General features: G+C 58.3%; 25 protein-coding genes. 1 reads left to right on the top strand and 24 read right to left on the bottom strand.

Features of this window, described 5'->3' with window-relative positions; genetic code table 11:
• The first annotated feature begins 113 nt into the window (after positions 1-113).
• Positions 114-707 (top strand): FMN-dependent NADH-azoreductase, encoded by a 594-nt coding sequence (locus K0I63_RS18245; protein ID WP_220081944.1) that lies wholly within the window; start codon positions 114-116, stop codon positions 705-707.
• A gap of 152 nt (positions 708-859) precedes the next feature.
• On the opposite strand, the gene K0I63_RS18240 is transcribed toward K0I63_RS18245, so the two are convergent.
• The 24 genes from K0I63_RS18240 to K0I63_RS18125 all read right to left on the bottom strand — a co-directional run bounded on the left by K0I63_RS18240 (position 860) and on the right by K0I63_RS18125 (position 23067).
• Positions 860-1045, bottom strand: coding sequence for a hypothetical protein (locus tag K0I63_RS18240; RefSeq protein ID WP_220081943.1), 186 nt, complete (start codon positions 1043-1045; stop codon positions 860-862).
• Entirely contained in the window at positions 1038-1376 is a 339-nt protein-coding gene (locus K0I63_RS18235; RefSeq protein WP_220072489.1) for a rhodanese-like domain-containing protein, read from the bottom strand. Before K0I63_RS18235 ends, K0I63_RS18240 begins: the two co-directional genes overlap by 8 nt.
• A 121-nt stretch (positions 1377-1497) precedes the next feature.
• Positions 1498-1953, bottom strand: a complete 456-nt coding sequence (locus K0I63_RS18230) for a GNAT family N-acetyltransferase (protein WP_011867322.1) — start codon at positions 1951-1953, stop codon at positions 1498-1500.
• A 117-nt stretch (positions 1954-2070) separates the two neighbouring features.
• Complete coding sequence (locus K0I63_RS18225; protein ID WP_220081942.1) at positions 2071-3312, bottom strand: beta-ketoacyl-ACP synthase; 1242 nt, start codon at positions 3310-3312, stop codon at positions 2071-2073.
• The gene (locus tag K0I63_RS18220; RefSeq protein ID WP_220081941.1) at positions 3312-4037 is read right to left on the bottom strand and encodes a 3-ketoacyl-ACP reductase FabG2; all 726 of its coding nucleotides are present in this window, start codon (positions 4035-4037) and stop codon (positions 3312-3314) included. The genes K0I63_RS18225 and K0I63_RS18220 overlap by 1 nt, the downstream gene beginning before the upstream one ends.
• Positions 4034-4573 (bottom strand): hotdog family protein, encoded by a 540-nt coding sequence (locus K0I63_RS18215; RefSeq protein WP_434086780.1) that lies wholly within the window; start codon positions 4571-4573, stop codon positions 4034-4036. Before K0I63_RS18215 ends, K0I63_RS18220 begins: the two co-directional genes overlap by 4 nt.
• 35 nt (positions 4574-4608) lie before the next feature.
• Positions 4609-5814 (bottom strand): beta-ketoacyl-[acyl-carrier-protein] synthase family protein, encoded by a 1206-nt coding sequence (locus K0I63_RS18210; RefSeq protein WP_220081940.1) that lies wholly within the window; start codon positions 5812-5814, stop codon positions 4609-4611.
• Positions 5815-5846: 32 nt separating this feature from the next.
• Entirely contained in the window at positions 5847-6419 is a 573-nt protein-coding gene (locus K0I63_RS18205) for a DUF3261 domain-containing protein (protein WP_220081939.1), read from the bottom strand.
• Positions 6410-7699, bottom strand: coding sequence for an NAD(P)/FAD-dependent oxidoreductase (locus K0I63_RS18200; RefSeq protein WP_220081938.1), 1290 nt, complete (start codon positions 7697-7699; stop codon positions 6410-6412). The genes K0I63_RS18205 and K0I63_RS18200 overlap by 10 nt, the downstream gene beginning before the upstream one ends.
• A complete protein-coding gene (locus K0I63_RS18195) occupies positions 7696-10233 on the bottom strand; it encodes an MMPL family transporter (RefSeq protein WP_220081937.1) in 2538 nt (845 codons plus the stop codon). The genes K0I63_RS18200 and K0I63_RS18195 overlap by 4 nt, the downstream gene beginning before the upstream one ends.
• Positions 10230-11003, bottom strand: coding sequence for an outer membrane lipoprotein carrier protein LolA (locus K0I63_RS18190; protein ID WP_220081936.1), 774 nt, complete (start codon positions 11001-11003; stop codon positions 10230-10232). The genes K0I63_RS18195 and K0I63_RS18190 overlap by 4 nt, the downstream gene beginning before the upstream one ends.
• Complete coding sequence (locus K0I63_RS18185) at positions 11000-11434, bottom strand: acyl-CoA thioesterase (protein ID WP_220043547.1); 435 nt, start codon at positions 11432-11434, stop codon at positions 11000-11002. Before K0I63_RS18185 ends, K0I63_RS18190 begins: the two co-directional genes overlap by 4 nt.
• Before the next feature lie 10 nt (positions 11435-11444).
• On the bottom strand, positions 11445-13007 hold the full coding sequence (locus K0I63_RS18180; protein WP_220081935.1) for an HAL/PAL/TAL family ammonia-lyase: 1563 nt from the start codon (positions 13005-13007) through the stop codon (positions 11445-11447).
• Positions 13008-14726: a glycosyltransferase family 2 protein gene (locus K0I63_RS18175; RefSeq protein WP_220081934.1), complete on the bottom strand. Its 1719-nt coding sequence runs from the start codon at positions 14724-14726 to the stop codon at positions 13008-13010.
• Positions 14726-15097: an ApeI family dehydratase gene (locus K0I63_RS18170; protein WP_220079279.1), complete on the bottom strand. Its 372-nt coding sequence runs from the start codon at positions 15095-15097 to the stop codon at positions 14726-14728. Before K0I63_RS18170 ends, K0I63_RS18175 begins: the two co-directional genes overlap by 1 nt.
• Positions 15090-16451: an AMP-binding protein gene (locus tag K0I63_RS18165; RefSeq protein WP_220081933.1), complete on the bottom strand. Its 1362-nt coding sequence runs from the start codon at positions 16449-16451 to the stop codon at positions 15090-15092. The genes K0I63_RS18170 and K0I63_RS18165 overlap by 8 nt, the downstream gene beginning before the upstream one ends.
• A complete protein-coding gene (locus K0I63_RS18160; RefSeq protein ID WP_011867308.1) occupies positions 16448-16996 on the bottom strand; it encodes a COG4648 family protein in 549 nt (182 codons plus the stop codon). Before K0I63_RS18160 ends, K0I63_RS18165 begins: the two co-directional genes overlap by 4 nt.
• Complete coding sequence (locus K0I63_RS18155; protein ID WP_011867307.1) at positions 16996-17244, bottom strand: acyl carrier protein; 249 nt, start codon at positions 17242-17244, stop codon at positions 16996-16998. Before K0I63_RS18155 ends, K0I63_RS18160 begins: the two co-directional genes overlap by 1 nt.
• An 8-nt stretch (positions 17245-17252) precedes the next feature.
• On the bottom strand, positions 17253-17507 hold the full coding sequence (locus tag K0I63_RS18150) for a phosphopantetheine-binding protein (protein WP_011867306.1): 255 nt from the start codon (positions 17505-17507) through the stop codon (positions 17253-17255).
• Positions 17485-18306: a lysophospholipid acyltransferase family protein gene (locus K0I63_RS18145; protein WP_220043542.1), complete on the bottom strand. Its 822-nt coding sequence runs from the start codon at positions 18304-18306 to the stop codon at positions 17485-17487. Before K0I63_RS18145 ends, K0I63_RS18150 begins: the two co-directional genes overlap by 23 nt.
• On the bottom strand, positions 18299-19033 hold the full coding sequence (locus tag K0I63_RS18140) for a beta-ketoacyl synthase chain length factor (protein ID WP_220081932.1): 735 nt from the start codon (positions 19031-19033) through the stop codon (positions 18299-18301). The genes K0I63_RS18145 and K0I63_RS18140 overlap by 8 nt, the downstream gene beginning before the upstream one ends.
• Positions 19034-19225: 192 nt before the next feature.
• Positions 19226-20098, bottom strand: a complete 873-nt coding sequence (locus tag K0I63_RS18135) for a DUF3014 domain-containing protein (protein WP_220081931.1) — start codon at positions 20096-20098, stop codon at positions 19226-19228.
• Between the two features lie 126 nt (positions 20099-20224).
• A complete protein-coding gene (gene recG, locus K0I63_RS18130; RefSeq protein ID WP_220081930.1) occupies positions 20225-22300 on the bottom strand; it encodes an ATP-dependent DNA helicase RecG in 2076 nt (691 codons plus the stop codon).
• A 170-nt stretch (positions 22301-22470) separates the two neighbouring features.
• Positions 22471-23067 (bottom strand): response regulator transcription factor, encoded by a 597-nt coding sequence (locus K0I63_RS18125; RefSeq protein WP_220081929.1) that lies wholly within the window; start codon positions 23065-23067, stop codon positions 22471-22473.
• Positions 23068-23070 lie beyond the last annotated feature (3 nt).

The raw sequence follows: 23070 nt of genomic DNA, 5'->3' as shown, positions 1-23070 counted from the left end.
AACCTTTCAATTAAATCGAACTTACTTTCGCATTTAATGCGCTTATCTTTCGGTTAAATGGTGGATAAACTGGCCTCAATTGGTTGTAACAGAGATTTGAATTGGAGCAGATTATGGCAAAAGTACTGGTATTGAAATCAAGCATCTTAGGGGACTACTCACAATCGGCTAAGCTGATCGACCACCTGCAGCAACACTGGCAGGGTCAGGGCGCCGAGGTAACGGTCAGGGATCTGGCGGCGCAGCCACTGCCTGTACTCGATGGCGAGATTGCCATGGGGCTACGTGGTGGTGACGAGCTGAGCCCACGCCAACAAGAGGTGTTGGCCCTGTCAGACGAGTTGGTGGCCGAGTTGAAGGCGCACGACACACTGGTTATCGCCGCCCCTATGTATAACTTCAGCATTCCGACTCAGCTGAAAAACTGGATCGATCTGGTGGCCCGTGCCGGCGTGACCTTCACCTACACAGAGAACGGCCCTAAAGGCCTAGTAGAAGGTAAGCGTGCGGTTTTGGTAACCACTCGCGGCGGCGTACACAAGAATGGTGCGAGCGACCACGTGGTGCCTTACCTCAAGACAGTGCTTGGTTTCATCGGTATCGACGAGGTGGAAACCGTTTACGGCGAAGCCCTCAACATGGGGCCAGAAGCGAATGAGCAGGGGATCAGCCAGGCCAAGCAGAGCATAGAGCAGCTGGTAGCTTAAGTTTTTCGGGCGCTAGTTGCCCATGGTTTTCATCGTCAACCACATTTAACCCATCTCTAGGTTAGGGCACTCACATCGGTGAGCGCCTTTTTTTATCTAGCTAACGACTATTCTGTTAACGCCTACCTAGCTTAAGACTATTGAGCTAACGACTATTGCGCCAGCTCACAAAGGGTGCACTCGTCACTCTGTTGGCTGGTTTCCACATAGCGCACCCTATGGTGCCCATTCGTGCGATTGGCGCTGAACTGGTATCTGGGCCTGGGCGTTTCTGGAGCCGAGTGTTTGGCCTGAGGAATTGGCAGCTCGGTTTCAGGTCGAGTTTCGGTGTTAGCCATTGGCGAGGCTTTGTGGCTGATAGCAGAGCAGATCTTTGAGGGCGCCACCATTGATGGCACAGCTAAAGCCGTTGGCCCTTAAGATGTCGCAACCCTTCTGGGCACGGATCCCCGCGCCGCAGTAGAGTACGAAGGGGGTCTGCTTATCGCTGTGCTGGGTCAGCCACTGGGCCAGTTGATCTAGGGGGACATTGAGTGCATTTGGCAGGTGGCCGCCAGCATACTCCTGGGGAGAGCGTACATCGATAACCTGTACGCCCTGTTCGATCAGTTGCCAGCATTGCTCGGCGGGATGGCTGCCAGATAGCTTGGCTAAGAGAGATTGAAACATGATTTGCCCCTACAATTAGAATCGAGTCTATAAGATTTACTTCAATAAGATTATTCTAATTGATAGCCGAGTGCAAGTTAAGCGCAAGCCAAGTGCCAGCGATGTGCAAACCAGTGTTATGTCAGAGCCGCTTGGTCATGAAGACGCTGTTGGGATCATCTTGGTAGCGGCCGAAGGGGGCGCACTCGACGAAACCAAATTTCTGGTACAGGCGCCGGGCTGGAAGGAAGAAGCCCATGCTGCCTGTTTCCAGGCTGAGGCGCGTCATCCCATTTTGGGCGGCATCTGCCTGAAGATGGTGCAAGATCCGCTCGCCTATGCCACGTTGGCGATAGTAGTTGGCGACCCGCATCGACTTGAGCTCGCCATGCTCGGGCGAGAGGCGTTTGATGGCGCCGCAGCCGCAGAGTCGGTCGGCCTCCCATAGGGTCCAAAATCTAATATCGTCTTGTTTTAATTCGCTTAAATCTAAAGCGTGCACACTCTCTGGCGGCGAGGTGGCATACATATCTTCCAGGTGTTGTTCTAGCATCTTGACGACGCTGGCGTGGCTGACGACTCCGAGCACAAATTGCATCTTAAGCTCCATCTTGTAATTAGGGACCCTAAGCCTCAGCAAAGCCTGTGCCAGCCGCCGACGACCGCGATGAGTCTTATGACTCGGTCGCGATCATCCGTGGCGGTTGTTTCGATGTTAGTCTTGCCAGCGCTTGAAGATCAGCGAGGTGTTGATACCGCCGAAGGCGAAGTTGTTGCTCATCACATAGTCGGTAGTGAGCCGGCGAACCTCATCCTTGATGTAGTCCAGTTGACCACAGGCGGGATCGATATGCTTGAGGTTGAGGGTGGGGGCAAACCAGCCGGCATTCATCATCTCGACACTGAGCCAGGCCTCCAGAGCGCCGCACGCGCCTAAGGTATGGCCCGTGTAGCTCTTGAGAGAGGAGATGGGCATGCGTTCGCCAAACACCGCCTGAGTGGCCTGGGTCTCGGCGATGTCGCCGCGATCAGTGGCTGTGCCATGAGCATTGACATAGCCTATCTTGTCGGCGTCTAAGTCGGCATCCTTCAGGGCCAGGCGAATCGCCACCTCCATGGTATCAGCGTTAGGCTGAGTGACATGCAGGCCATCAGAGTTGGTGCCGAAGCCCACTAGCTCGGCGTAGATCTTAGCGCCGCGGGCCTTGGCATGTTCCAGCTCTTCCAGTACCAGGGTACAGGCGCCTTCGCCGATCACCAGGCCGTCTCTGTCGCGATCGAAGGGGCTCGGCGTCTCACTTGGGCTGTCATTCTTGGTGCTGGTGGCAAACAGGGTATCGAACACCACGGCCTCGGTGGGGCAGAGCTCCTCGGCGCCGCCGGCCAACATAAGATCCTGCTGACCATATTTGATCGCCTCATAGGCGTAGCCTATGCCCTGACTGCCCGAGGTGCAGGCGCTGCTGGTGGTGTGTACCCGGCCCTTGAGGCCGAAGAAGACACCGACGTTGACCGCAGTGGTATGGGCCATCATGCGGATATAGCTGGTGGCCGTGACCCCAGACATGTCGCCCTCTTTGAGCATGTCGCCGAAGGCGATGATGGGATCCGTACTGCCGGTGGAGGAGCCATAGGCAATGCCCATGGCACCTGAGGTCACTATGGGATCGTCCAGTAGGTTGGCATCCATCAGCGCCTTCTCGCTGGCCCAGGCCGCCATGACAGAGACGCGCCCCATGGAGCGGATCTTCTTGCGCGAATAGTGGCTCGGGCGCTCAAAGTCTGTGACCGGCGCGGCCAGACGCGTATTGAGTCCGTCGAACCTGTCCCACTCGTCTATGCGCTGCACACAATTTTTTTTGGCCTGCAGGCGCTGGGCGATGCTTGGCCAGTCGTGGCCCAGGGCGGTGACGCCGCCGGCGCCGGTGATCACTACGCGTCGAGTCTTGTTCTTCATCAGATCATGCCACCATTTACCGAGATCACCTGGCGGGTGATGTAGGCCGCGTCATCAGACATGAGGAAGTTGGCCAGTCCGGCGATCTCCGAGGCCTTGCCCATGCGGCGCATAGGTACCAGCTCCTTGACCATCTCCTGGGGGAACGACTCCACCATGTCTGTCTCTATCAGCCCGGGGGCGATGCAGTTGACCGTGATCTTACGTTTGGCCAGCTCCAGGCTCAGCGCCTTGGTAGCGCCTATGATGCCCGCCTTGGAGGCGCTGTAGTTGACCTGGCCACGGTTACCCGCGATGCCTGAGACAGACGCCATGGTGATGATGCGCCCGCCCTGGCGTGACTGGATCATCGGCATGGTGCAGGGGTGGATTACGTTGTAGAAGCCGTCCAGGTTGGTGTGGATCACCCCGTCCCACTCCTCGTCGCTCATGGCAGGAAAGGCTGTGTCCCGGGTGATCCCAGCGTTGAGCACCACGCCATAGTAGGCGCCGTGCTGGTCGATATCGGCCTCTATGGCAGCCTTGACGCCGGCGCGGTTCGCCACGTCAAACTGGAGGCGGCTCACCTTGGCCCCCAATGCCTCGAGCTCTGTCTGGGTTGCATCGGCCGCCGCCTGATTGCTGTGGAAATGCAGGGCGATATCATAGCCTGTCTCGGCCAGCTTAAGGGCGATGGCCTTGCCGATGCCGCGACTGGCACCTGTGATCAATACACGTTTATTCATCTTGCTTTCTCTTCTTCTGTACCCGCCTGGCTCTCCAAGATATAGGCCTGGGTGTCTTGAGGCTGGAATACATTGACATTAGCCTCTGCCACAAGTTGATTGTTGTGGAATATTTTACAATCAAACACCGCCAGACCGTTATCTTCCTGATAGAGGCGGCTGACCCGGGTCTGGTAACGCTCACCGAGTCGGTAGGCGGGGATTGCGAATGTTAATTTGCGCGTGCCGAGCAGGAAGCCGACACGAATGGGTTCGCCTCGGGCGCTGGCCTCCAGGCCTGCGAGGGCGGCGATGCTCTGGGCCATATATTCTATGCCCACATAGTTAGGCACAGACTGGCTGGCAGCGTCGAAATAGGCGCTGTTTGTGCTTATGCTCACCTCGGTAATCAGGGTGTCTGGCGCCTGCTCGAGCAGCTTGTCGATCAAGATCATAGGTGCGCGGTGTGGCAGCACCTGTTCAAGCGGGATCTCGGTAAGCGCTGTGTTTGGCTGTGGCATAGCTTGTGGCTCAGACATAGCTTGTGGATCAGACATAGTAAGTGAATCTGGCTGTAAATCTTGCGTTGACATTATCGCTTGGCTCCCCGGCAGAAGATGACGCTGGCATTGCTGCCGCCAAAGGCAAAGGAGTTGCTCATGACATATTCGAGCCTGGCATTCTCAGGCCGAGTGCTGTGCCCCTGTGATACGAAGGGCAGTGCCGGGTTGTCGCCATCCCACAGGCCGTCTCCCACTTGGGGCGGCAGCCCGTGATCTTTATTTAGATCTGATAGGAGTAGGAGGCAGAAGGCTGCCTCCAGGGCACCGGCGGCGCCAAGAGCATGGCCGGTGAGCGGCTTAGTAGAACTCACTGGTGGCAGCTGCTCGCCGAACACCTTGAGCAGGGCGCGACTCTCCATGGCATCATTCTTTATGGTCGCCGTGCCGTGTAGGTTGATGTAGCCCACCTGTGACGGGGCGATAGCTGCATCCTTGAGCGCCATCTCGATGGCGACCACGGCGCCATCGCCCTCTGGATGAGGCGAGGAGATATGGTGGGCGTCGCTGGACTCCCCCACACCCGCGAGCATCAGCTCGGCCTCGCCTAAGGTTAGGGTAAATAGCGCCGCTCCCTCACCGATGTTGATGCCATCGCGGTTGCGGCTAAAGGGTTGGCAATGGGCCTTGGAGACAGATTCCAGCGAGTGGAAGCCGTTCAGGGTCAGCTTACACAGGCTGTCGGCCCCGCCGACGATCACCATGTCGCAGACGCCGGCCTGGAGCAGGCGCTTGGCGCTGGCGAATACCTTGGCGCTGGATGAGCAGGCGGTCGATACCGTATAGCAGGGACCTGCGAGGTCGAAATAGTGCTGCAGAAAATCACAGCTGTTACCTAGCTCCTGCTTGGAGTAGAGGTAATCGGCGGGCAATACCCCGTGCTCTGCGCGGTAGGCCAGGGCCTTCTCGCCCCTGGCGATACCCGAGGTGCTGGTGCCTAGCACTATACCTATGCGATCCGCGCCGTATTGGGTCTTGGCCGCCTCGACCGCCGGGGCGATCTGCTCGGCGGCGCGCTGGAGTAACTGATTGTTACGACAGTCGAATCTTTGTAATTCGGGTGCTATGCACGGCAACTCTGTGGTGACCATTCCCACCAGTACCCGGCTTTCGGGGATCAGGTCGTCACGCCACCTCATGCCCTGGGTATCGCCATCGAGCAGGCGGCGTAAGACGGTCTGGGGATCGTCGCCCAATGGGGTGCATAATCCTAGGTGGGTGATAGCTATCTGTGTCATCGTGTCCGTTCTTTTGGCTATTAGGCTCTGGTTTACTCTAGCGGCTGGATGTTCAGCGTCAGCTGCGCCTGGTGAAAATCTAGCGTCACTTCGGCTGTCCAGGGGCTCGTCCGGCTATAGCGGATATCCATGATTGTCTCGCCATCGCTAGCATATAATCTTCTGCAATGGGCTGCATCACAGGCGTAGTCGGCCAGTGTCGCGCCTTGTAAATGGTGATTTACATCCTCTGGCTGCCAGTATATCAATTGCAACAGCCCAAGGAGATACTCGGCCTTAAATTGATCTCCCAATAAGACGCTCTGCTCGCTGATCAGCCGCTGGCCGTCATAGCTGAGGGTAAACAGCGGCTGTCCGAGAGGGGCCAGGCCTACCAGGGTGAGCGACTCGGGGGTCAGATCCAGCTGACTCAGCAGCTGATGCCTGGCCTGTTTCACCTTGAGTTTGACCAGCTGGCTCTGACTGACGGGCGCCGAGTCCGGCAGAGGCGCCAGGCAATAGTCTACCCCCTGAGCCAGGGCCATACAGGTTTGCCTGTCCAGCTTGTGGGCGCAGGCGCTTAGTAGCAGGGCTGCGCAGATGAGGAGACTCGCCCTTAACGGCATAGCTCGACCACCATGTTGAGACGACGCTCAGATTCCGCCACGAAAGGGTTACTCTCGTCCCAGGCGTAACCCGCCAGGATAGAGCAGATCATCTGCTTAATCTTAGGGTTGGGATCCTGGTAGAAGATCACATCCTGGAAGCGGCCATCGTACCAGGCCTGCACATAGGTTCTGAAGGTATCGACGCCGCGCATCAGCGGCTGGGCATACTCTGTCTGCCAGTCGACTGGCTCACCATTGAGCTGTTTCACGACACATTTAGACGCAATAGAGGCTGATTGCATCGCGATAGTGACGCCAGAGGAGAACACGGGATCGAGAAACTCACCGGCGTTGCCCAGCAGGGCAAATTTATCGCTAGCCAGGGTGCTGACGTTGGCCGAGTAGCCTGCCAGCTTGGCGGGCTTGCGTATTATCTCGGCGCGGCTGAGTAGCTGCTTGAGGCGCGGCTCTTCCCGCACCAGGCGCATCAGTGTGGCCTCGAGATCTGTGGTCTCGAGATTTGTGTCCTCTAAATCGGCTTCTTCGCCCAGCAAGTGAGGCTCGCCCACCACACCCAGCGAGCAGCGGCCGTTGCTGAAGGGGATCAGCCAATACCAGATGTCGCGATTATCCGGGTGGACGCTGATCAATATCTTGTTGCGATCGAAGTGGTAGTCGCCCATGTCGACGCTGTCGATATTGTCTTGGATATGGGTAAATATCGCCGTACGGCTGGGTAGGTTAGAGGGACGCTCCAGGTCCAGCAATCGAGGCAGCACACGGCCGAAACCACTGGCATCCAGCAGGTAATCGGCGCTCAGCTCATAGCTCGCTCCCTGCTCGTTGCTGATGGTGAGCCTGGGCTTATGGCTGAGATCGACCGCATCGACGCGCTGGCCATAGCGGATCTCGACCCCTTGGCTGACGGCCGTGTCGGCGAGTAGCTTATCGAAGTCGCCGCGCTCGACCTGAAAGGTGGTGCCCGGCCCCGGGGTGAACTTGTCGGTAAAGTCGAAGTAGGTCGAGCGGCCATTGGCGTTAAAGGCCGCACCGTTCTTGAATTGATACCCCGCCTGATTGACTGCATCGAGCATATTAGCCTCGGCAATCACCTGCATGCAGCAGGGCAGTAGGCTCTCGCCGATGGAGAAGCGCGGAAAATGCTGCTTCTCCAAGACTAAGACACGCTTACCCTGTTGATGCAGCAGGCTGGCGGCAACGCTGCCTGAGGGGCCCGCACCTATCACTATCACATCATAATGGTCCGTATGAGCGGCTTTTTGCGCGAAAGGGGTCACTTATCAATCCTTGTTAATGTGTGAATAAAGGGGGAGAGCACGAAGGTAAGGCCTATCCCCAGGAGTAATGTCAGGCCGAAATAGTGGATGGCCGGTGTCTGGCTGAAGGCCAGCAGACCGAAGGCCATCAGGGTCGAACAGGCGGACATGAATACCGCCATCATCACGCCTTCACCTCTATGGCTCTCGGCGAAAAACAGGCTGTAGTCGACGCCTATGCCAAAGACCAAGATCAGCGCCAGTGCATGAAACAGGGTGAGTGGTGAGCCGGCTAATCCCAGGCCTGCCAAGGTGAGCAGCGCTGCCAGGGCGGGCACGGCCGTGATACACAGGGCCATCTTGAGGCCGAAGCGCAGCGAGAAGATAAGCCCAGCGACCACAAGCGCCAGGCCTAGCAGGCTTAGGGTTAGGCTGCGATACTTGGCCATCACATCCGAGATATCCTGCACCTTATCCACCAAGGATACGCCACTTAATGGGCTGATCGCCTGGGTTAAGGCGTGAAGATCTGTGATGCCGCCCAGCAGGACAATTGCGCCGTATGTGGCGCCGTCACTGCCAGAGGTTTTATCGCTCGGCTGTGTTTTAGCTTGAGCTTGAGTTTGTGCTTGCGTTTGGGCATGAGCTTGAGCCCCATCGGGCGTCAGCCATAGGGGGGCGAACAGTTCACCGGCCCGGGAGGCGAAGAAATTATCCGGGGTGATGGTCTCATTGGCGCTGGCCTCGAAGTTCGCCATCAGGGAGGGTGCCAAGTCGCCGTCCAGCCCCAGCCGCGCTAACACCTCAGGCAGCTTGTGGTAGATCTGCCCCTGTAGGCGATAGGCTTCCTGCTGGCTTGCTTGACTGGGCAGGTAGCGGGCCAGATTAACCGAGTTACCTAGCACACCCTGATGCTGCAGTGAGCCGAGCGTGGGCGACAGTGCCTCCAGCCTTGTCAGCAGTTCCTCGGCGGTCTCTGCCCGAACCAGGATAAACTGGTTATCTGTGCCGCCGCTCATCACCTGGCGTAGCCGCTGCTCGCCCTGGGTGACGCTCAGAGGGCTCTGCTGCAGGGCGCGAATATCATCGTTTACCCCGAGTCTATTCAGGCCAAATATAGCCACGAGTAGCAGACCGAGGGCGAGTGCTATTCCTTTGGCCCCATTAATGGGCCGCGCGATGGTCTGCATGGCATTGAGATAACGCGCCGCCAGGCCGAGCGCGCGATCGCCGGGTCTCATTGCGCTATTGGCCAGCTTGGGATAGGCGAAGATCAGTGTCAGATAGGCGCCAAGGAGTCCCGCGGCGCAGAACACGGCCACCTGCTGCATGCCGGGAAACGGCGTCAGGCCAATGGCCAGGTAGGCGATGACTGTGGTGAGCAGTGCTAGGCTGGCGGCGGGAAACACGCGGGCGACGGCGTCAGTCGCGGTTATTCCTGTGGTTTGAGTGGCTGTCCCTGAAACGGCTTTCTGGCTTTGCAAGCGTTCGCAGTAGAAGTGGAAGCTGTAGTCGATGGCGATCCCGATCAGGCTGGTACCGAATACCAGGGTGAGCAGGTGAACCTGGGTGAAGATCCATAGGGTCGCGCTCAGGGCGAACAGCAGGCTGGTGGCTATGGTCAACGCGGCTATGGTGAGCGGCATGATAGAGCGAAACGCCAGCCATACCAGCAGGATCACGCCGATCAGCGAGGCGAGTCCCAGGCTGGAGACTTCTCTCTTTGCCTGTGTTGTTGCCGCCGCGGCATGAAACAGGGCGCCACCTTTTATTACTGTCACTTCTTGCTCAGGCTCAAGGCTTTGCTGCATCTGGCTTATCGCCTCTTCTAGCCTGGCTAACTGCAGCTCCTGCGCCTTAGGGTTGAAGGCGCTACCGACTCCCTGCGCCATGACGATGGCGACGCTGCTTCCTTGAGTGTCTTTGTTTAATGAGGTTGGAGCGCTAGCGTCCTGAGCTAACTCTTGGCCTACCAGAATGCCGTCGACTACCTTGAGGCGGCGCTGGGGCGAGAGCTGTTTCAGTAGCTCGGGGTAGAGCAGTAGCGGGTCTTGGCTCAATAGTTGGCTATTGGCATAGCCGAAGGCATTGTAGAGCTGGGCGAGCGTATTAGCCTCTAACTTGGCTAATTGTCCAGTTGCGAGCAGATCTTTCTGCTGCGCGGTGAGCAGGTGAAAGCGATAGGGAAAATAGAAGCGATTGAGGGCCTGGGCGCCCTGCATATCGGCGCTCTGCACCTGGGTAAAGGCCTCAGGCGCCCCCTGAAGTGCACTCAGCAGCTGCTTGGCGCCTTTGACGGCGGTGGCTTGGTCCGGGCTGACGACCCCTAGATAGATGCGATTGGCCAGCTGCTGCTCGACCCTGTCTATCGCCCTCTGGGTGAGGGGATCTTCCTGGATCTTGGGGAGCATGGCCAGAATGTCACTCTGCACCCCGGCGCCGCGGCTCAGCGCCTGGGCGGCCAGCAGCGCCATGGCCGCCAGCAGCACCAGCCAGATAATCAGGCGGGTATTGGCAGAGAGGCGACTCAGGCGGTCGCTGAGGTTAAGGATCATCTCGCCTCTGTCGCGGGGCGAGGGTCGGCGTCGAGTTTAAAATAGGCCTGCTCATCCGCCGTCAACGGACGCTGCGCCAGGGCGTTAAATTCGATCACGCTGAGATCGCCGCGGTTATCTAACAGGCTGAGAGATTCAAGTTGTTCGTTTCCCTGTAGCACTATGCGTGGCATCGCCTGCTTGATGAGGGGATCTATCGGCTCCAGGCCCAGCTGCCAGCACTCTGCTTGCTGTTGTAGATGCAGGGTAAACTGCGCCTCCAGGGGGGCGATGTCGCCACTTAGCAGGGCGCTCATCAGCTTGGGCATCATCTGCGCCATGGCGCCCGCCTGTGGATTGTCATCGGCGTGGCTCACCTGACGGTTGCCGTCGGCATCTATCTGCACCAGGGTGTTTTGCGTCAGCACCAGGCCAGAGGGAAAGGGCGCTGTCTGTAGCCAGGCGATCCCTAGTTTGTCCTGAAACAGGAACTCGCCGCGGCTCACCAGCGGCTTCTTAAGCACCTTGAGGTAGCGGGACTGGGTAAACTCGCCCCTTGCCGACTCACCGCCGCCCAGGCGGGTCACCAGCTTGGATAGGGCTGCATTGTCCGCGCTCGCTTTAAAAAGTGCCTCATAGTCGGTTGATTGTTCTGCATGGGTTACGAAACTAACGAGACTCAGGCAGAACACAGGACAAAACAGCAGGCAAAACAGGCCGGGCTTAGCGATGCGGTAAAGGCTGGCGATGCGGTGAAGGCTAGTGATGCGGTGAAGCAAAGAGGTCATCATGCCTGCGCCTCGCTGGGCAGCAGGTGGGCTATCTTGTCTCTGAAACAGTCCGGGGTGACCAGGCAGAGCTCCTTGCTCTCCATATCGACCGCCGCCTGCACGGTATAACCCTTGGTCAGGCGCTGGTTGGTCTCGGCGTCACGCACCTGATAGGTGATCTTGAGACGGTTCTCCCACTCCACTAGGCTGGCGATTACTTTGACCCTCTGCTCGAAGGTGCTGGCCTGCACATACTTGATCTGCAGATCGATAATGGGCCAGGCGTAGCCCGAGGCTTGCATTTTGCGGTAGCCGTAGTCGATCTCGTCCAGCAGCTGACAACGGGCGATCTCGAAATATCTAAGATAGTTACCGTGCCAGGTGATCCCCATGGAGTCGACGTCGTGGAAGGGGATGACCATCTCCATCTCTGTGGTGAGCAGTGCCTTCATCTCGCGCCTCCTAGTGACACACTTCCCACAGTCCCTGCTGGATCTTGTCTACCGTCTGCCTAAGCACGGTCTCCAGGGGTCTGTCTTCGGTAAGCAGTTCAAAGTCGGCGCTGACTTGATCGAGTGTCTTGGCCACAGAGGTTGTGAGCGAGGCATGACACAGCTCGCCCTGGGCGATACGCAGGTGAATGCCCTGGGTCATGGCTAGCAGCGCAGCCGCGGCCACCTGTTCGGTGAGTTGCAACACGCGCATACAGTCGCGGGCGGCGATAGTGCCCATGCTCACCTTGTCTTGGTTGTGACACTCGGTGGAGCGCGAGAACACACTGGCAGGCATGGTGTTCTTCAGTGCCTCGGCGGTCCAGGCCGATACGCCTATCTGTACCGCCTTGAAGCCGTGGTTGATCGCCTTGCGGCTGCCTTGGGCGCCAGAGAGGTTGGCGGGCAGGCCATTGTTAAATTTAGGGTCCATCACCAGGGCCATCTGGCGGTCAATCAGATCGGCGATATTGGCGATGGCATTCTTCATCGAGTCCATCACGAAACCGATATGGCCGCCGTAGAAGTGGCCACCATGGAGCACGTGCTCGCCCTCGCCGTCGACGATAGGGTTGTCGTTGGCGCTATTGAGTTCGGTCTCGATAAACTGACGCATGAAGGGCAGTGCATCTTGCAGCACGCCTATGATGTGCGGCGCGCAGCGGATCGAGTATCTGTCCTGCAGGCGATCCGAGTTGCGTGGATGTTCGTGGTGGTTGAGGTCTTCGCGAATCCAGGCGGCGATCTGGTTTTGGCCCGGATGTGGCTTGGCCGCAAACAGAATGTCGTCGAAGTGGTTGGAGTTACCCTTGAGGGTCAGCGAGGCCATGGCGGTGATACGGCTGGCCAGACGGTTCAGGTATTGAGCCCTGTCGTAGGCCAGACATGCCAGCGCCGTCATGACGGCGGTGCCGTTCATCAGGGCCAGGCCCTCCTTGGGACGCAGAGTCAATGGCGTAATGTCCAGTTCACGGTACACATCGGCGGTATCGCGGCGTTCGCCTTGGTAGATCACCTCGCGCTCGCCCACTAGCACGGCGGCCAGATAGGAGAGGGGGGTGAGATCGCCGCTGGCGCCCACAGAGCCCTCTTCGGGGATAACGGGGGTGATACCCAGATTCAGCAGAGTCTCGATGCGTTTCAGCAGTTCATAGCTGACGCCAGATTTACCCACGGCCAGCGAGTTTAGGCGGCACGCCATCACGGCCCTGGCCTGCATGACGGAGAGAATGTTACCCATGCCACAGCCGTGGAAGCGCGACAGATGCAGCGGCAGTTCGTGCACCAGATCCAGGCCGACCGTGACTGTGCAGGAGTCGCCGTAGCCTGTGGTGACGCCATAGACCACGCCCTCTTCGGCTAACAGGCTGTCAATAAAGCGGGCGCCTTTCTGGATATATTCCTGATAGTCGGCGCTCTCCTTGAGCTGGGCCTTGGCGCCCTTGGCGATGGCAACGACCTCCTCGAGATTGAGATTACGCTGGCCAAATTCGACCAGGATGGCGGAGGCGGGGGATTGAGTCGTTTGTGTCATCTATTTCTCTGTCCTGTTAGGCGTTTGAGGCTTGGCCTCGCGCAGGAGTTCATCGTCCTTGCGCCAAAAATCGAAAAAGTTAAACCATTGCAGCGGTGCACGGCGGGCGTAGTGTTCCAGACGCTCCGCGTAACGATTCACCGCTGCTTGTAGTCGTTCCATGCGGCCGGCACGCGGCCCTTTGAGGGTGTCGGCAAAATGCTCAACGTGCACTCGGTAGCGACCGTTTTCCCTGAGGCAGAACATCAGGTACACGGGGCAGTCCAGCAGGCTGGCCAGAATAAACGGACCTTGTGGGAAAGGCGCCGCCTTACCCATGAAGGGGGCGTAAAGTACCCGGCCTTCACTGCTGGTGGAGGTGCGATCGCCGGCGATCACCACGAGTTCTCCCTGCTCTATCTTCTGCTGCAACAGCATCGAGGTGCTGGGGCCCAGTTCGGTCACCTGGATCAGGTTCAGGGCACTGTCAGGGTTTAGCTGTTTGAGTACCCGATTGAAGTTCTCCGCGTTCTGGGTCAGCACCATGACGTTGACCTTCACCTTGCGCTGGTGAATCGAGATGGCGCGGCAAAGCTCCAGGTTACCCAGGTGGGAGACCAGCAGCACGGCACCTTGTCCCTGTGCCAGCGGCTTGGCGAGCACCTCGCGGTCGGGAAAGTCGACCTGGCTGAGTTTGATGCGATCGCACCAGGCGTCGATGCGATCCAGTGCCGCATTACCGAAGGCGATGAAGTGCTTGAGGCTGTGGCGCCAGTTTATCTCGCCCTGGAGATCCGGATGTTTGGGTTCGAGTTGCTGCACCTGACGCAGGAAAGTCTGGCTGGCGCGCCGCGCCGTGAGGCCCGTGGCGAAGAAGTAGCAGATCACCGGATACATGATGGCGCGGCATAGCCAGTGGCCGCCCAGCTTATAACTGGTGGCCAATAGCTTGATGCCCCAGTAGCTGCCGCGCTCGCCCATGCGAGACCAGTGTTTCACCGCCTTGGGGCGACTACGTTTGTGGCGCAGCAGCTGTGGCATGCGTCTTAACATGCCGAAGAATAGCTTGCTGTGCATGGCGGAGATGCGCACATTGTCTTTGAAGCCCTGGAAGTGGCTGGTGCCATCTTCTGGGTAGATCACCCTGGTCGGCAGGTGTTTTACCTCGACGCCCTGCCAGTAGAGCTTGACCAACACCTCGATATCGAAGTCCATGCGCTCGCCCAGTGCCTCGTTGAGAAACAGCTGCTCGGTGGCGGCCAGAGGATAGACGCGAAAACCGCACATGGAGTCTCGAATATCCAGGCTCAGGGTCTCGACCCAGACCCAGAAGTGAGTGAGGTAGCGGCCATAGAGGCGCCCCTTGGGTACTGACTCGTCGTATTGCGGCAGGCCTGAGATCAGCGCCTGGGGCTGAGCCTTAGCCGTCTCTATCATCCTTGGGATATCGTCGAGGTCGTGCTGGCCGTCGGCGTCTACCTGCAGTGCATGGCTAAAACCATCGGCATAGGCGGCCCTGAGGCCTGTCATCACCGCCGCGCCCTTACCCCGGTTGAAGGGATGATGCAGCAGGCGCACCCAGTCGTGCTGCGCCGCCAGCTGGCAGAGCAGGTGGCGGGTCTCATCGTCGCTGCCGTCGTTAACCAGATAACAGGTGAGTCCCAAGGGCTCCAGGCGTGCAAGGGTAGCCTTGATCGCCTGGCGATGGTTGTAGTTGGGGATGACTAATGCCAGCTGCATCAGCCTCTCTCCTCGTTGTCGTTTGGCGTCAGGCAGATGCGGCCCGAGCCGAAGCGCTGCTCGCCCTGATAGTAGGCGAAGGTGAGCTTATGTTTGGCGCGATTGAGGCTGATCTTCAGTTGCACCTCGCTGCCGGGCAGGATAAGTTGTTGAAACTTGAGTACCTCTAGGCTCTGCACCTGAGGCGCATAGCCAAATTCGCTGGCGCCCAGCTGCACCGCCCAATCCAGTTGGGTCACGCCGGGGAGCACCGCCTGCTCGGGAAAGTGCCCCTCGAAATAGGGCAGGTCGGCATCGATTCGCAGCTGCCATTCGACGCCATCTTCCAGGCAACGTTTGGCCATGATGGGTGGCAGGTTTGACTTAATCATGAAGAAACAACTCCAACAGATCCTTGTGGATACGCTTGCCCTGGGTGTTGAGTGGCAGCTCGGCAGGATAACGCCAGCGTCTGGGCAGGGTGACGCGCTCAAACTGACTCAGCAGATGCTGCTTGAGGGCGTTGTTGACCGCCAGTTTACCTTCCTGCTCCAGCAAGGCGTTGCCCTCGGTAGACAGCCTGATGGCGGCGCCCAGCTGTACCCTGGGTTGCTCCAGCACCACGAGCGCGGCCTGATCCACCAAGGGGTGGCTCTCCAGCAGGGCTTCCATCTGCACCAGTGACAGGCGCTTCTCCTCTATCTTGACGATGCGATCCAGTCGTCCCTGCAATACGAACTCGCCGGGAGCGATAAGCTGTATCTTGTCGTCACACCTGAGCCAGTCGCTACTTTCCAGATAAGGGGACTTGAGCCAGAGGGCACCGTCGTCTGGATCTTGCTTGATCTCGTGGGTGGCAAAGGCGCGCCAGCTCTGCTGGTTGTCCTGCTGACGACGATAGGCGATGCCGCCGGTTTCCGTGCTGCCGAAGACCTCGATAGGTGGCTTGCCATAGCAGTGGGCGATTGCATTGGCGGCCTCCAAGCTTAGCGGGCCGCCCGAACTGAAGATCAGGCTGGGCGCGCGCAGCTGCGGCTGATGCTCCAGGGCATCGGGCAGGCGAGAAAGCTGCGCCGGGCTGCTGATTAGGCAAAGGTTGGGAAACAGGTTGGCGTAATAGGTCAGGGTCTCTGGGTATTCCACCAGATCGCTCAAGAAGGGGCGGCTGGCGGCCAGGGGCCAGAGCACCTTAAACAACAGACCATAGATATGCTGATGGGAGACGGTGGCGATCACGCTGCATTGGGGCAGGTGATTGGCAAAGGTCTGTTCCAGTACCGTCACCTCGGCATCGAGTTGATCCAGCGTTTTAGTGATCGCCTTGGGCTGTCCACTTGAGCCTGAGGTGTAGAGGATCAGCTCTCCGAAGGTTTCGCTGGTCGGCCAGGAGCCAGGATGTTTGAGATCCTTATGCAGGGCGACAAAGTCTTTGGCCTCGCATAGTGGGCTGTCTGCAAGCACGGCGTCGAACTCATGGGTGAGTTCATTCAGGGTACCGCCCTGGGTGTTAGCGGGCAGAATAAGCTGTTTTCCGGCCAGCAGACCGGCGCACAGGCCGACCGCGAACAGGTCGCTGCTGTCGCAGGCCAACAGCCAGCGCTTCGCCTTGTGTTGGCTCAGTGCCTCGAAGATGGCGGCTACCTGGGCGGTAAAGGCCTCACCCGTCAGAATATCGTGGTGATTGAAGCTGATAAGCTGCTGGCTCGCCGGCCCATGCCTGAGCCAATGTTTGAGTAGGGCTGTCATGACTTTTTCAACCAGAAGGTGCGATATAACCATTCTCCGCCGAGTAGCGTACCGATCAGCAGATAGGCGATAAATCCATTATAGAGGGTCCAGGTCGCCAGGCTAGTGGCGCTGGCGGTGTAGAGGGCCATGGCGCCGTTGAAGACAAACAGACCACACCAGATCTGGGTGACCTTGCGCAGGTAGGGGATCGCCTCGTCGGGAAGATCCGGCTCCTTCAGCCTGGCGAGACGCTCTATCATGGTGGGGCCATGTTTGAGGGAGTAGGCAAACAGCGCCAACATGCTCAGGTTGATCACCACGGGATAGTAGAGCAGCCAGGCAGTCTGCTTCGCCAGGTAGCTGCCCGCGGTCAGGAATATACCCACGACGATTGGCAGCATCATTGCCCTGACCTGTTGCCTCTGCAGGGCGAGCCTGAGCAGCAGCAGAGAGCAGAGCAGGAGGGCGATCACGCCCGGCGGCAAATAGTTCAGGCCGAAGTAGACGGCCAGGGGATACCCCAGCACGACCAGGCCGGTGACTAGTTGCAGGAACAGGCGCATTACTGCTTCACTAGTCCTTCGATAGCCGTTACCACGTCGTCGACGGTACGCACGGCTTTAAACTCGTCGGGCTGGATCTTCTTGCCCGTAAGTTGTTGTAGCTTAATCACTAGATCCACAGCGTCTATGCTGTCGAGATCCAGCTCTTGATACAGAGACGCCTCTGGGGTGATGTCGTCGGCATCGATTTCAAACTCATCCACCAGGATCTGAGTCAGCATCTGTAGAATTTGCTCACGATTTTGCATGCTGCCTCCTAACCGCGTTGAGATTCGATAAAGCTTGCCAGGCTGGCAACACTGTAGAAATGGGCCTTGGTGGCTTCCGAGTTGGCTTCGATTTTGACATCGAACTGCTTCTTGATGGCCAGTCCCAGCTCAAGTGCATCGATAGAGTCCAGTCCCAGACCGTCGCCAAAGAGCGGCGCATCTGTGTCGATGTCGTCGATGCTGACATCTTCGAGATCCAGGCAATCTATGATGAGTTGTTTAATTTCGTTTTGTAAGCTCATAATTTTTATCAAGTTGTTGTTTATAGTATTCTTCGAGATCCCGCGTCAACTGACGGGCCATCTTGGCGTCTCCACCCGTTTGAGCATGATACCTGATATGCTCGATAGTTTCGCCTACTTCGACATTCATGCCTATGGTTTGGCGAGGTATCTCATACCAGGGTTCCTGCTTGGTCAGGCCGACGGCATTGGTTCTTAATACCACGGGGATCAGGTCTGTGTTTGTGCGCAGGGCGATATTAGCTGCGCCCCGGGCAAATTCGTTAACTATCTCGCCCTTAACGGTACGTGTGCCCTCGGGAAAGATGATCATGTTAGTGCCTTGGGCCAGTACCTCGCTGCAATCCTTGAGCAGGAGATCGGCGCCGCGGTTGGGAATATAACCGGCGCAGGAGACTACGCCCCGCAGGAAGGGGTTGCGCCATAGCCCTTGCTTGACGATACAGCCGACATTGGGCATCAGGCTGATCAGCACCACCACGTCGACCAGGGTCGGATGGTTGGCGATGATCACCTTGCCCTTGGCACTTTCCAGCCGGTGGAGATCTTGGGTGGTCACCCGAATCACCCCGGCCCAGGTGAGCATACGCACGAAGCCGCGAAACATCAGGTGCACAGCGCGCTGCACCCGGGCGATGCGCACCTGCTGGCTGCCGGGCCAGAACCTTAGCACGGGCAATATGGTGAGTGAGCTGAGCAGGCCTCCCAAACCGAAGGCGATATAGCAGCTCACCCCGCCCAGCCAGCGAGGAATATAGGCGATGCCGGTCAGGCGTTTGGCGACGACCTGACTAGTCATGGCAGATCCGCACCAGGTATTGATTCAGACGCCCCTCGAGCGGTTGCTGGGCGGCGATGGCGTGGATCACTTGGCCAAAGCTCAGCGGCTGCGCCGCCGCTAATTCGGCGGCATCTGGCTTGGTCTCAATGACCAGCTGAGTGCCTGAAACCTGATCTTGGCATAGCGACAACTGCAGTGCGATGGCCAGCGGCAGCTCGGGTTCCTGGGTAAATTCTTTGTAGATATCCGACACGGGCTCGTCGCCAAACACCAGCAGCAGCGGCGCGTTGTCCTCCGCCAGTTGTCCATAGGCCTCGACAAGGGCCTGGGTAAGGGTGGCCTCGCCGGCGGCAATCGAGGTCGAAGGCGCGCGGTTGTCCGTCAATATGCTGAAGATGCCGCTGGCGGTGTTATGCACCGACTGGCTGAAGCCTATGGGCGAAATGGGCTGCTGGCGCACTATGTCCTGCAGCAGATCCACTGTGCGATTAAGCTCGCCGTGGCGAGAGGCGAAGATGGTACGGCATTGGGCGGGCGCGTCGCACTGAAAGGCGACATCCAACAACATCTTGGTGAGCTTGCTAAAGCGTCGCCTTTGCATGGCGGGCACTTGCTTCAGCGCCGGGGCGGCCTGAGCGAGCTGCTCGGCATCTGCCGGCGGCGTTGGCCATGTTTGCCAATCGCTTAAGCACTGGTATAGGGGAGACCAGGCGCCCGCAGAATGAATGTGAAAGTGTAACCGCACTACTTTGCCTCTAAATACAGCGTCTTGCTGATGTTTTCCATAACCAGAAACTGAGCCACAAGGTGTATTTGTGGGGCGGCTATTGTACACCCTTTGACGGGTGACATAAATATGTGATTGATCTGTTGCTAGATAGTGTGAACTGAGGAGGTAGGAGGGAGCTCGCCCACGGGGAGATGGGCGAGCTGGGGGTTATGACTGTTTGAGCTGCTTCTTGAGCTTACGCAGGGCGGCCTTGACCTTCTTGCTGTTTTCCGGCCCCATGCGGATCATCAGCTTCTGGGCGTTGGGCAGGCTCTCGAGCTGAGGGTCGACAAACTTATAGTTCACGCTGACGCTGTCCAGCTCAATCGGCGCGTCGATGACGGGAGCGGATAGCATGACGTCGATCGCCTCTACCATACGGTCATCGAAATTCATGTCGGGATAACCCAGCTCGGCAAAGGCCTCACCCAGCAGAGGCTTCACCTTGTTATAGGTGCTAAGCAGCTGCTTCTCGTCCAGGTTATCGACGAAGTTCGCATAGAGATCATACCTATGGTAGCTGTCGGGATTGAGGTAGGTTTTGTTGGTCACCTCGGAGACGGTAAACTTGCTGTTGGGCGCCTTGAGTGGGCTCACCTTGCGGGCCAGCTCGCCCTGGGCCAGGTTGTCGACGAACACCACGAAGTGTCTGACGATATCTTTTTCGACCAGTAGCGGGTCAATCTTCATGCCATTGGCCACTTCGACCGTCTTGTCATGAACATATTGATCGCTTGCGGCCAGTGTCGGCAGGGTCTCGACGGCCTCGGCAGGCGCTTCTTCTACCTGGGCTTCAGGCTCGGGCGCCAGGTTTTCTGGTTCAGGCAGGGCCGCATCGGTTGGCAGGGGCTGCTCCGGCTCTGGCTCAGGCAGGGTGATAGGGGCTGGCAATTCAGGCTCGGGCGCGGGTTCGTCACTGCCCAGGAAATAGTAGGCGCCGGCGGCGAGCAACACTAGTATGATCACCACGGCAATGCTGAGCGCATTGATCCCGCTGCGCGCTGTCTGTGGGGCAATTCTATCTTCTTGACTGACTTGCATGAGATTTCCTTGAATTGTGGCTGGAATAAGCCCTGTGACCACAGAGGCCTCTTTCCATTCTGCAAAATTCACCGGGCTTGTCTAGGGGCGGCCAGTGAAATAAAAAATATTTAATTGTTAGCTGAGTTAGGCCTGGACGTATTGCTGGCGCTCGCCTAACCAACGCAGCACTATGGCGTCAACATTTTCCGGCACCTCTTGCATCACATGTTGGGCCAGTTTCTGTATGTGGGGGATGAGGGCCTGATCCCGCACTAAGTCCGCTATCTTCATGTCGGCGATACCTGTCTGCTTGGTGCCTAAGACCTCGCCAGGCCCGCGGATCTCCAGATCTTTCTGGGCGATCACGAAGCCGTCATTGCTGTCCCTGAGCACTCCTAGGCGCTGGGTGGCGGTGTGGGAAAGTGGTGCCTTGTAGAGAAGCACACAGTGGCTGGCCACGGCGCCACGGCCGACACGGCCCCGCAATTGATGTAGTTGGGCCAGACCCAGGCGCTCGGGGTTTTCGATGATCATCAGGCTGGCGTTGGGCACATCGACCCCTACCTCGATCACTGTGGTAGCCACCAGTAGCTGTATGCTGCCGGCCTTGAAGGCGTCCATGATCGCCTGTTTCTCGGCGGGTTTCATGCGGCCATGTACCAGGCCGATGGACAGCTCGGGCAGCAGCTGCTTAAGCTCTTCGGCCGTGTCTTCGGCGGCTTGACATTCCAGCACCTCGGATTCTTCGATCAGGGTACAGACCCAGTAGGCCTGACGCCCATCTTGCAGCGCGGCCCGGCGTACGCGATCGATCACCTCACCGCGGCGATTGTCTGAGATGGCGACCGTGGTCACCGGCGTGCGCCCCGGCGGCAGCTCGTCGATGATGGAGGTATCGAGATCCGCATAGGCGGTCATCGCCAGAGTGCGGGGGATAGGGGTTGCCGTCATGATCAGCTGATGTGGGTGAAAGCCCTGGCTAATTCCTTTCTCTCTCAGCCCCAAGCGTTGATGCACCCCGAACCTGTGCTGCTCATCTATGATGATCAGCGCCAGACGGTTGAACTCGACCTGCTCCTGAAAGATGGCGTGGGTGCCGATGACGATATGGGCCTCGCCGCTCTTAATCTGCTGCAGCGACTGCGCCCGCGCCTTGCCCTTGAGCTTACCCGCCAGCCAGCCAACCGTTAGTCCGAGGGGCTCAAACCAGGCGGCGAAGTTGTTGGCGTGTTGCTCGGCGAGCAGTTCCGTCGGTGCCATCATGGCGACCTGATAGCCGCTCTCGATTGCCTGTAGCGCGGCCAGCGCCGCCACTAGGGTCTTGCCCGAGCCCACATCGCCCTGCACCAGACGCATCATGGGATGCGCCTTGTCGAGATCTTGGGTGATATCGGCAACCACCCGCTGCTGGGCGCCGGTGGGCTTGAAGGGTAAAGAGGCCAGGAAGGGGTTGAGTAGCTGCCCCGTAGGCTGCATCGCGATGGCCTTATCATGATTGCTGCGTGCCCTGAGCTGTAACATGCTCAGGTTGTGGGCCAGCAGCTCCTCCTGGATCAGCCTCTGCTGCGCCGGATGCGTGCCCTGCTCCAGGGCAAAGGGGCTGACCTCACTTGGGGGTCTGTGCAGCAGCTGCAGCGCGTCAACCAATGAGAGCTGATTGGGCCTCAGTTGAGGCGGCAATAATTCGGTCAGGGCGCCATGGGCCAGCAGGGCCAGGGCCTGATCCGTCAAACGGATCCAGCTGGCCTGCTTGAGTCCCTCTGTGGTCGGGTAGATGGGGGTCAGGGTATCGCTGAGGCTAAAGTCGCTCTCACCGTGGAGCATCTTGTATTCCGGGTGGATGATCTCCCGGTGAAGCTTGCCCCGACGCACCTCGCCATAGGCGCGAATGCGCTCGCCCTCTTCGAGGCCGTTACGCATGGCGGCGGAGAAGTTGAAGAAGCGCAGGGTTATGGTGCCCGAGTCGTCACGCACCGTGCAGGTGAGCATACGCTTGCGGCCCTGGACGATCTGGGTCGATTGTATGATCCCCTCTATGGTGCCGTAGCTACCGGGATAGAGGGCGGCGATGGGATAGATTTGGGTGCGGTCTTCGTAGCGTAGCGGCAGGTGAAACAGCAGATCCTGAACTGTATTGATGCCGAGTTTCTCCAGCCGCTGCGCCATCTTGGCGGCAACGCCCTTTAACTCTGTCACAGCCATGAGATCGAGTCTATCCACGCTTTGTACCCATTTGATTTAGCGTTCTATTTAACCAGAACCTGAGTCTATTACTGTAAATATATACATATACTATCAGAGTTCGGCATGAACGCAATCTCGTGTTAGCCATGACAGGTTAAAGCCTGGGGTTAAAGCCTGAGGTCATAGTCTGAGGTCATAGTCTGAGGTTACAGCCAGCCCTTTTGCTTGGCGATGCGAGCGGCGTCGATGCGATTGCTGGCATTGAGTTTGGCGATGGCCTCGGAGAGATAGTTACGCACAGTGCCTTCGGCGATGAACAGCGTGGCGGCGATCTCCGCGCTGGAGCGTCCCTCGCTGGCGAGCCTGAGCGCCCGGCGTTCCTTATCGTTGAGGGGGTCTTGTTCGCCGACGGCCATGATGGCCAGTTCGGGATCTATGATGCGCTTGCCACGGCTGACGGCGTTAATTGCCTGGATTAGTGTCTCGGAGGGCGCGTCCTTAAGTAAGAAACCGCCCACACCCGCCTCGATGGCACGCTTAATATAGCCTGCACGGCCGAAGGTGGTCAGGATAATGACCTTAGTCGGCGCCACTTGATGTTGACACCATTGAGCCAATTCTAGGCCACTGAGGCCTGGCATCTCTATGTCAGTTAGTAGCAGGTCGAACTCCTGCTGTTTGAGCAGGCTCAGGGCCTGGTCGCCGTCACAGGCCTGTATCACCTCAAAGTCGCCTTCGAGGGTGAGCAGCGCAGCCAGTGCCCCCCTGACCATGGCTTGATCTTCGGCGAGTAATATCTTCATCCT

This window comes from Shewanella rhizosphaerae (assembly GCF_019457655.1).
In the GTDB taxonomy this organism is placed as follows: domain Bacteria; phylum Pseudomonadota; class Gammaproteobacteria; order Enterobacterales; family Shewanellaceae; genus Shewanella; species Shewanella loihica.
The sequence above is the reverse complement of the archived record's forward strand: the minus strand, read 5'-3'. Positions and strand labels throughout refer to the sequence as shown.

Excerpts from the sequence above, each read along its gene's own strand:
- K0I63_RS18175 (WP_220081934.1), bottom strand. The coding sequence starts at position 14,726 with ATGCAGCTGGCATTAGTCATCCCCAACTACAACCATCGCCAGGCGATC.
- K0I63_RS18230 (WP_011867322.1), bottom strand. The coding sequence starts at position 1,953 with ATGCAATTTGTGCTCGGAGTCGTCAGCCACGCCAGCGTCGTCAAGATG.
- K0I63_RS18145 (WP_220043542.1), bottom strand. The coding sequence starts at position 18,306 with ATGACTAGTCAGGTCGTCGCCAAACGCCTGACCGGCATCGCCTATATT.
- K0I63_RS18185 (WP_220043547.1), bottom strand. The coding sequence starts at position 11,434 with ATGAAGGCACTGCTCACCACAGAGATGGAGATGGTCATCCCCTTCCAC.
- K0I63_RS18235 (WP_220072489.1), bottom strand. The coding sequence starts at position 1,376 with ATGTTTCAATCTCTCTTAGCCAAGCTATCTGGCAGCCATCCCGCCGAG.
- K0I63_RS18240 (WP_220081943.1), bottom strand. The coding sequence starts at position 1,045 with ATGGCTAACACCGAAACTCGACCTGAAACCGAGCTGCCAATTCCTCAG.
- K0I63_RS18245 (WP_220081944.1), top strand. The coding sequence starts at position 114 with ATGGCAAAAGTACTGGTATTGAAATCAAGCATCTTAGGGGACTACTCA.
- K0I63_RS18190 (WP_220081936.1), bottom strand. The coding sequence starts at position 11,003 with ATGATGACCTCTTTGCTTCACCGCATCACTAGCCTTCACCGCATCGCC.
- K0I63_RS18215 (WP_434086780.1), bottom strand. The coding sequence starts at position 4,573 with ATGTCTGATCCACAAGCTATGTCTGAGCCACAAGCTATGCCACAGCCA.
- K0I63_RS18210 (WP_220081940.1), bottom strand. The coding sequence starts at position 5,814 with ATGACACAGATAGCTATCACCCACCTAGGATTATGCACCCCATTGGGC.
- K0I63_RS18135 (WP_220081931.1), bottom strand. The coding sequence starts at position 20,098 with ATGCAAGTCAGTCAAGAAGATAGAATTGCCCCACAGACAGCGCGCAGC.
- K0I63_RS18170 (WP_220079279.1), bottom strand. The coding sequence starts at position 15,097 with ATGATTAAGTCAAACCTGCCACCCATCATGGCCAAACGTTGCCTGGAA.
- K0I63_RS18195 (WP_220081937.1), bottom strand. The coding sequence starts at position 10,233 with ATGATCCTTAACCTCAGCGACCGCCTGAGTCGCCTCTCTGCCAATACC.
- K0I63_RS18205 (WP_220081939.1), bottom strand. The coding sequence starts at position 6,419 with ATGCCGTTAAGGGCGAGTCTCCTCATCTGCGCAGCCCTGCTACTAAGC.
- K0I63_RS18165 (WP_220081933.1), bottom strand. The coding sequence starts at position 16,451 with ATGACAGCCCTACTCAAACATTGGCTCAGGCATGGGCCGGCGAGCCAG.
- K0I63_RS18160 (WP_011867308.1), bottom strand. The coding sequence starts at position 16,996 with ATGCGCCTGTTCCTGCAACTAGTCACCGGCCTGGTCGTGCTGGGGTAT.
- K0I63_RS18155 (WP_011867307.1), bottom strand. The coding sequence starts at position 17,244 with ATGCAAAATCGTGAGCAAATTCTACAGATGCTGACTCAGATCCTGGTG.
- K0I63_RS18220 (WP_220081941.1), bottom strand. The coding sequence starts at position 4,037 with ATGAATAAACGTGTATTGATCACAGGTGCCAGTCGCGGCATCGGCAAG.
- K0I63_RS18225 (WP_220081942.1), bottom strand. The coding sequence starts at position 3,312 with ATGAAGAACAAGACTCGACGCGTAGTGATCACCGGCGCCGGCGGCGTC.
- K0I63_RS18125 (WP_220081929.1), bottom strand. The coding sequence starts at position 23,067 with ATGAAGATATTACTCGCCGAAGATCAAGCCATGGTCAGGGGGGCACTG.
- K0I63_RS18150 (WP_011867306.1), bottom strand. The coding sequence starts at position 17,507 with ATGAGCTTACAAAACGAAATTAAACAACTCATCATAGATTGCCTGGAT.
- K0I63_RS18180 (WP_220081935.1), bottom strand. The coding sequence starts at position 13,007 with ATGACACAAACGACTCAATCCCCCGCCTCCGCCATCCTGGTCGAATTT.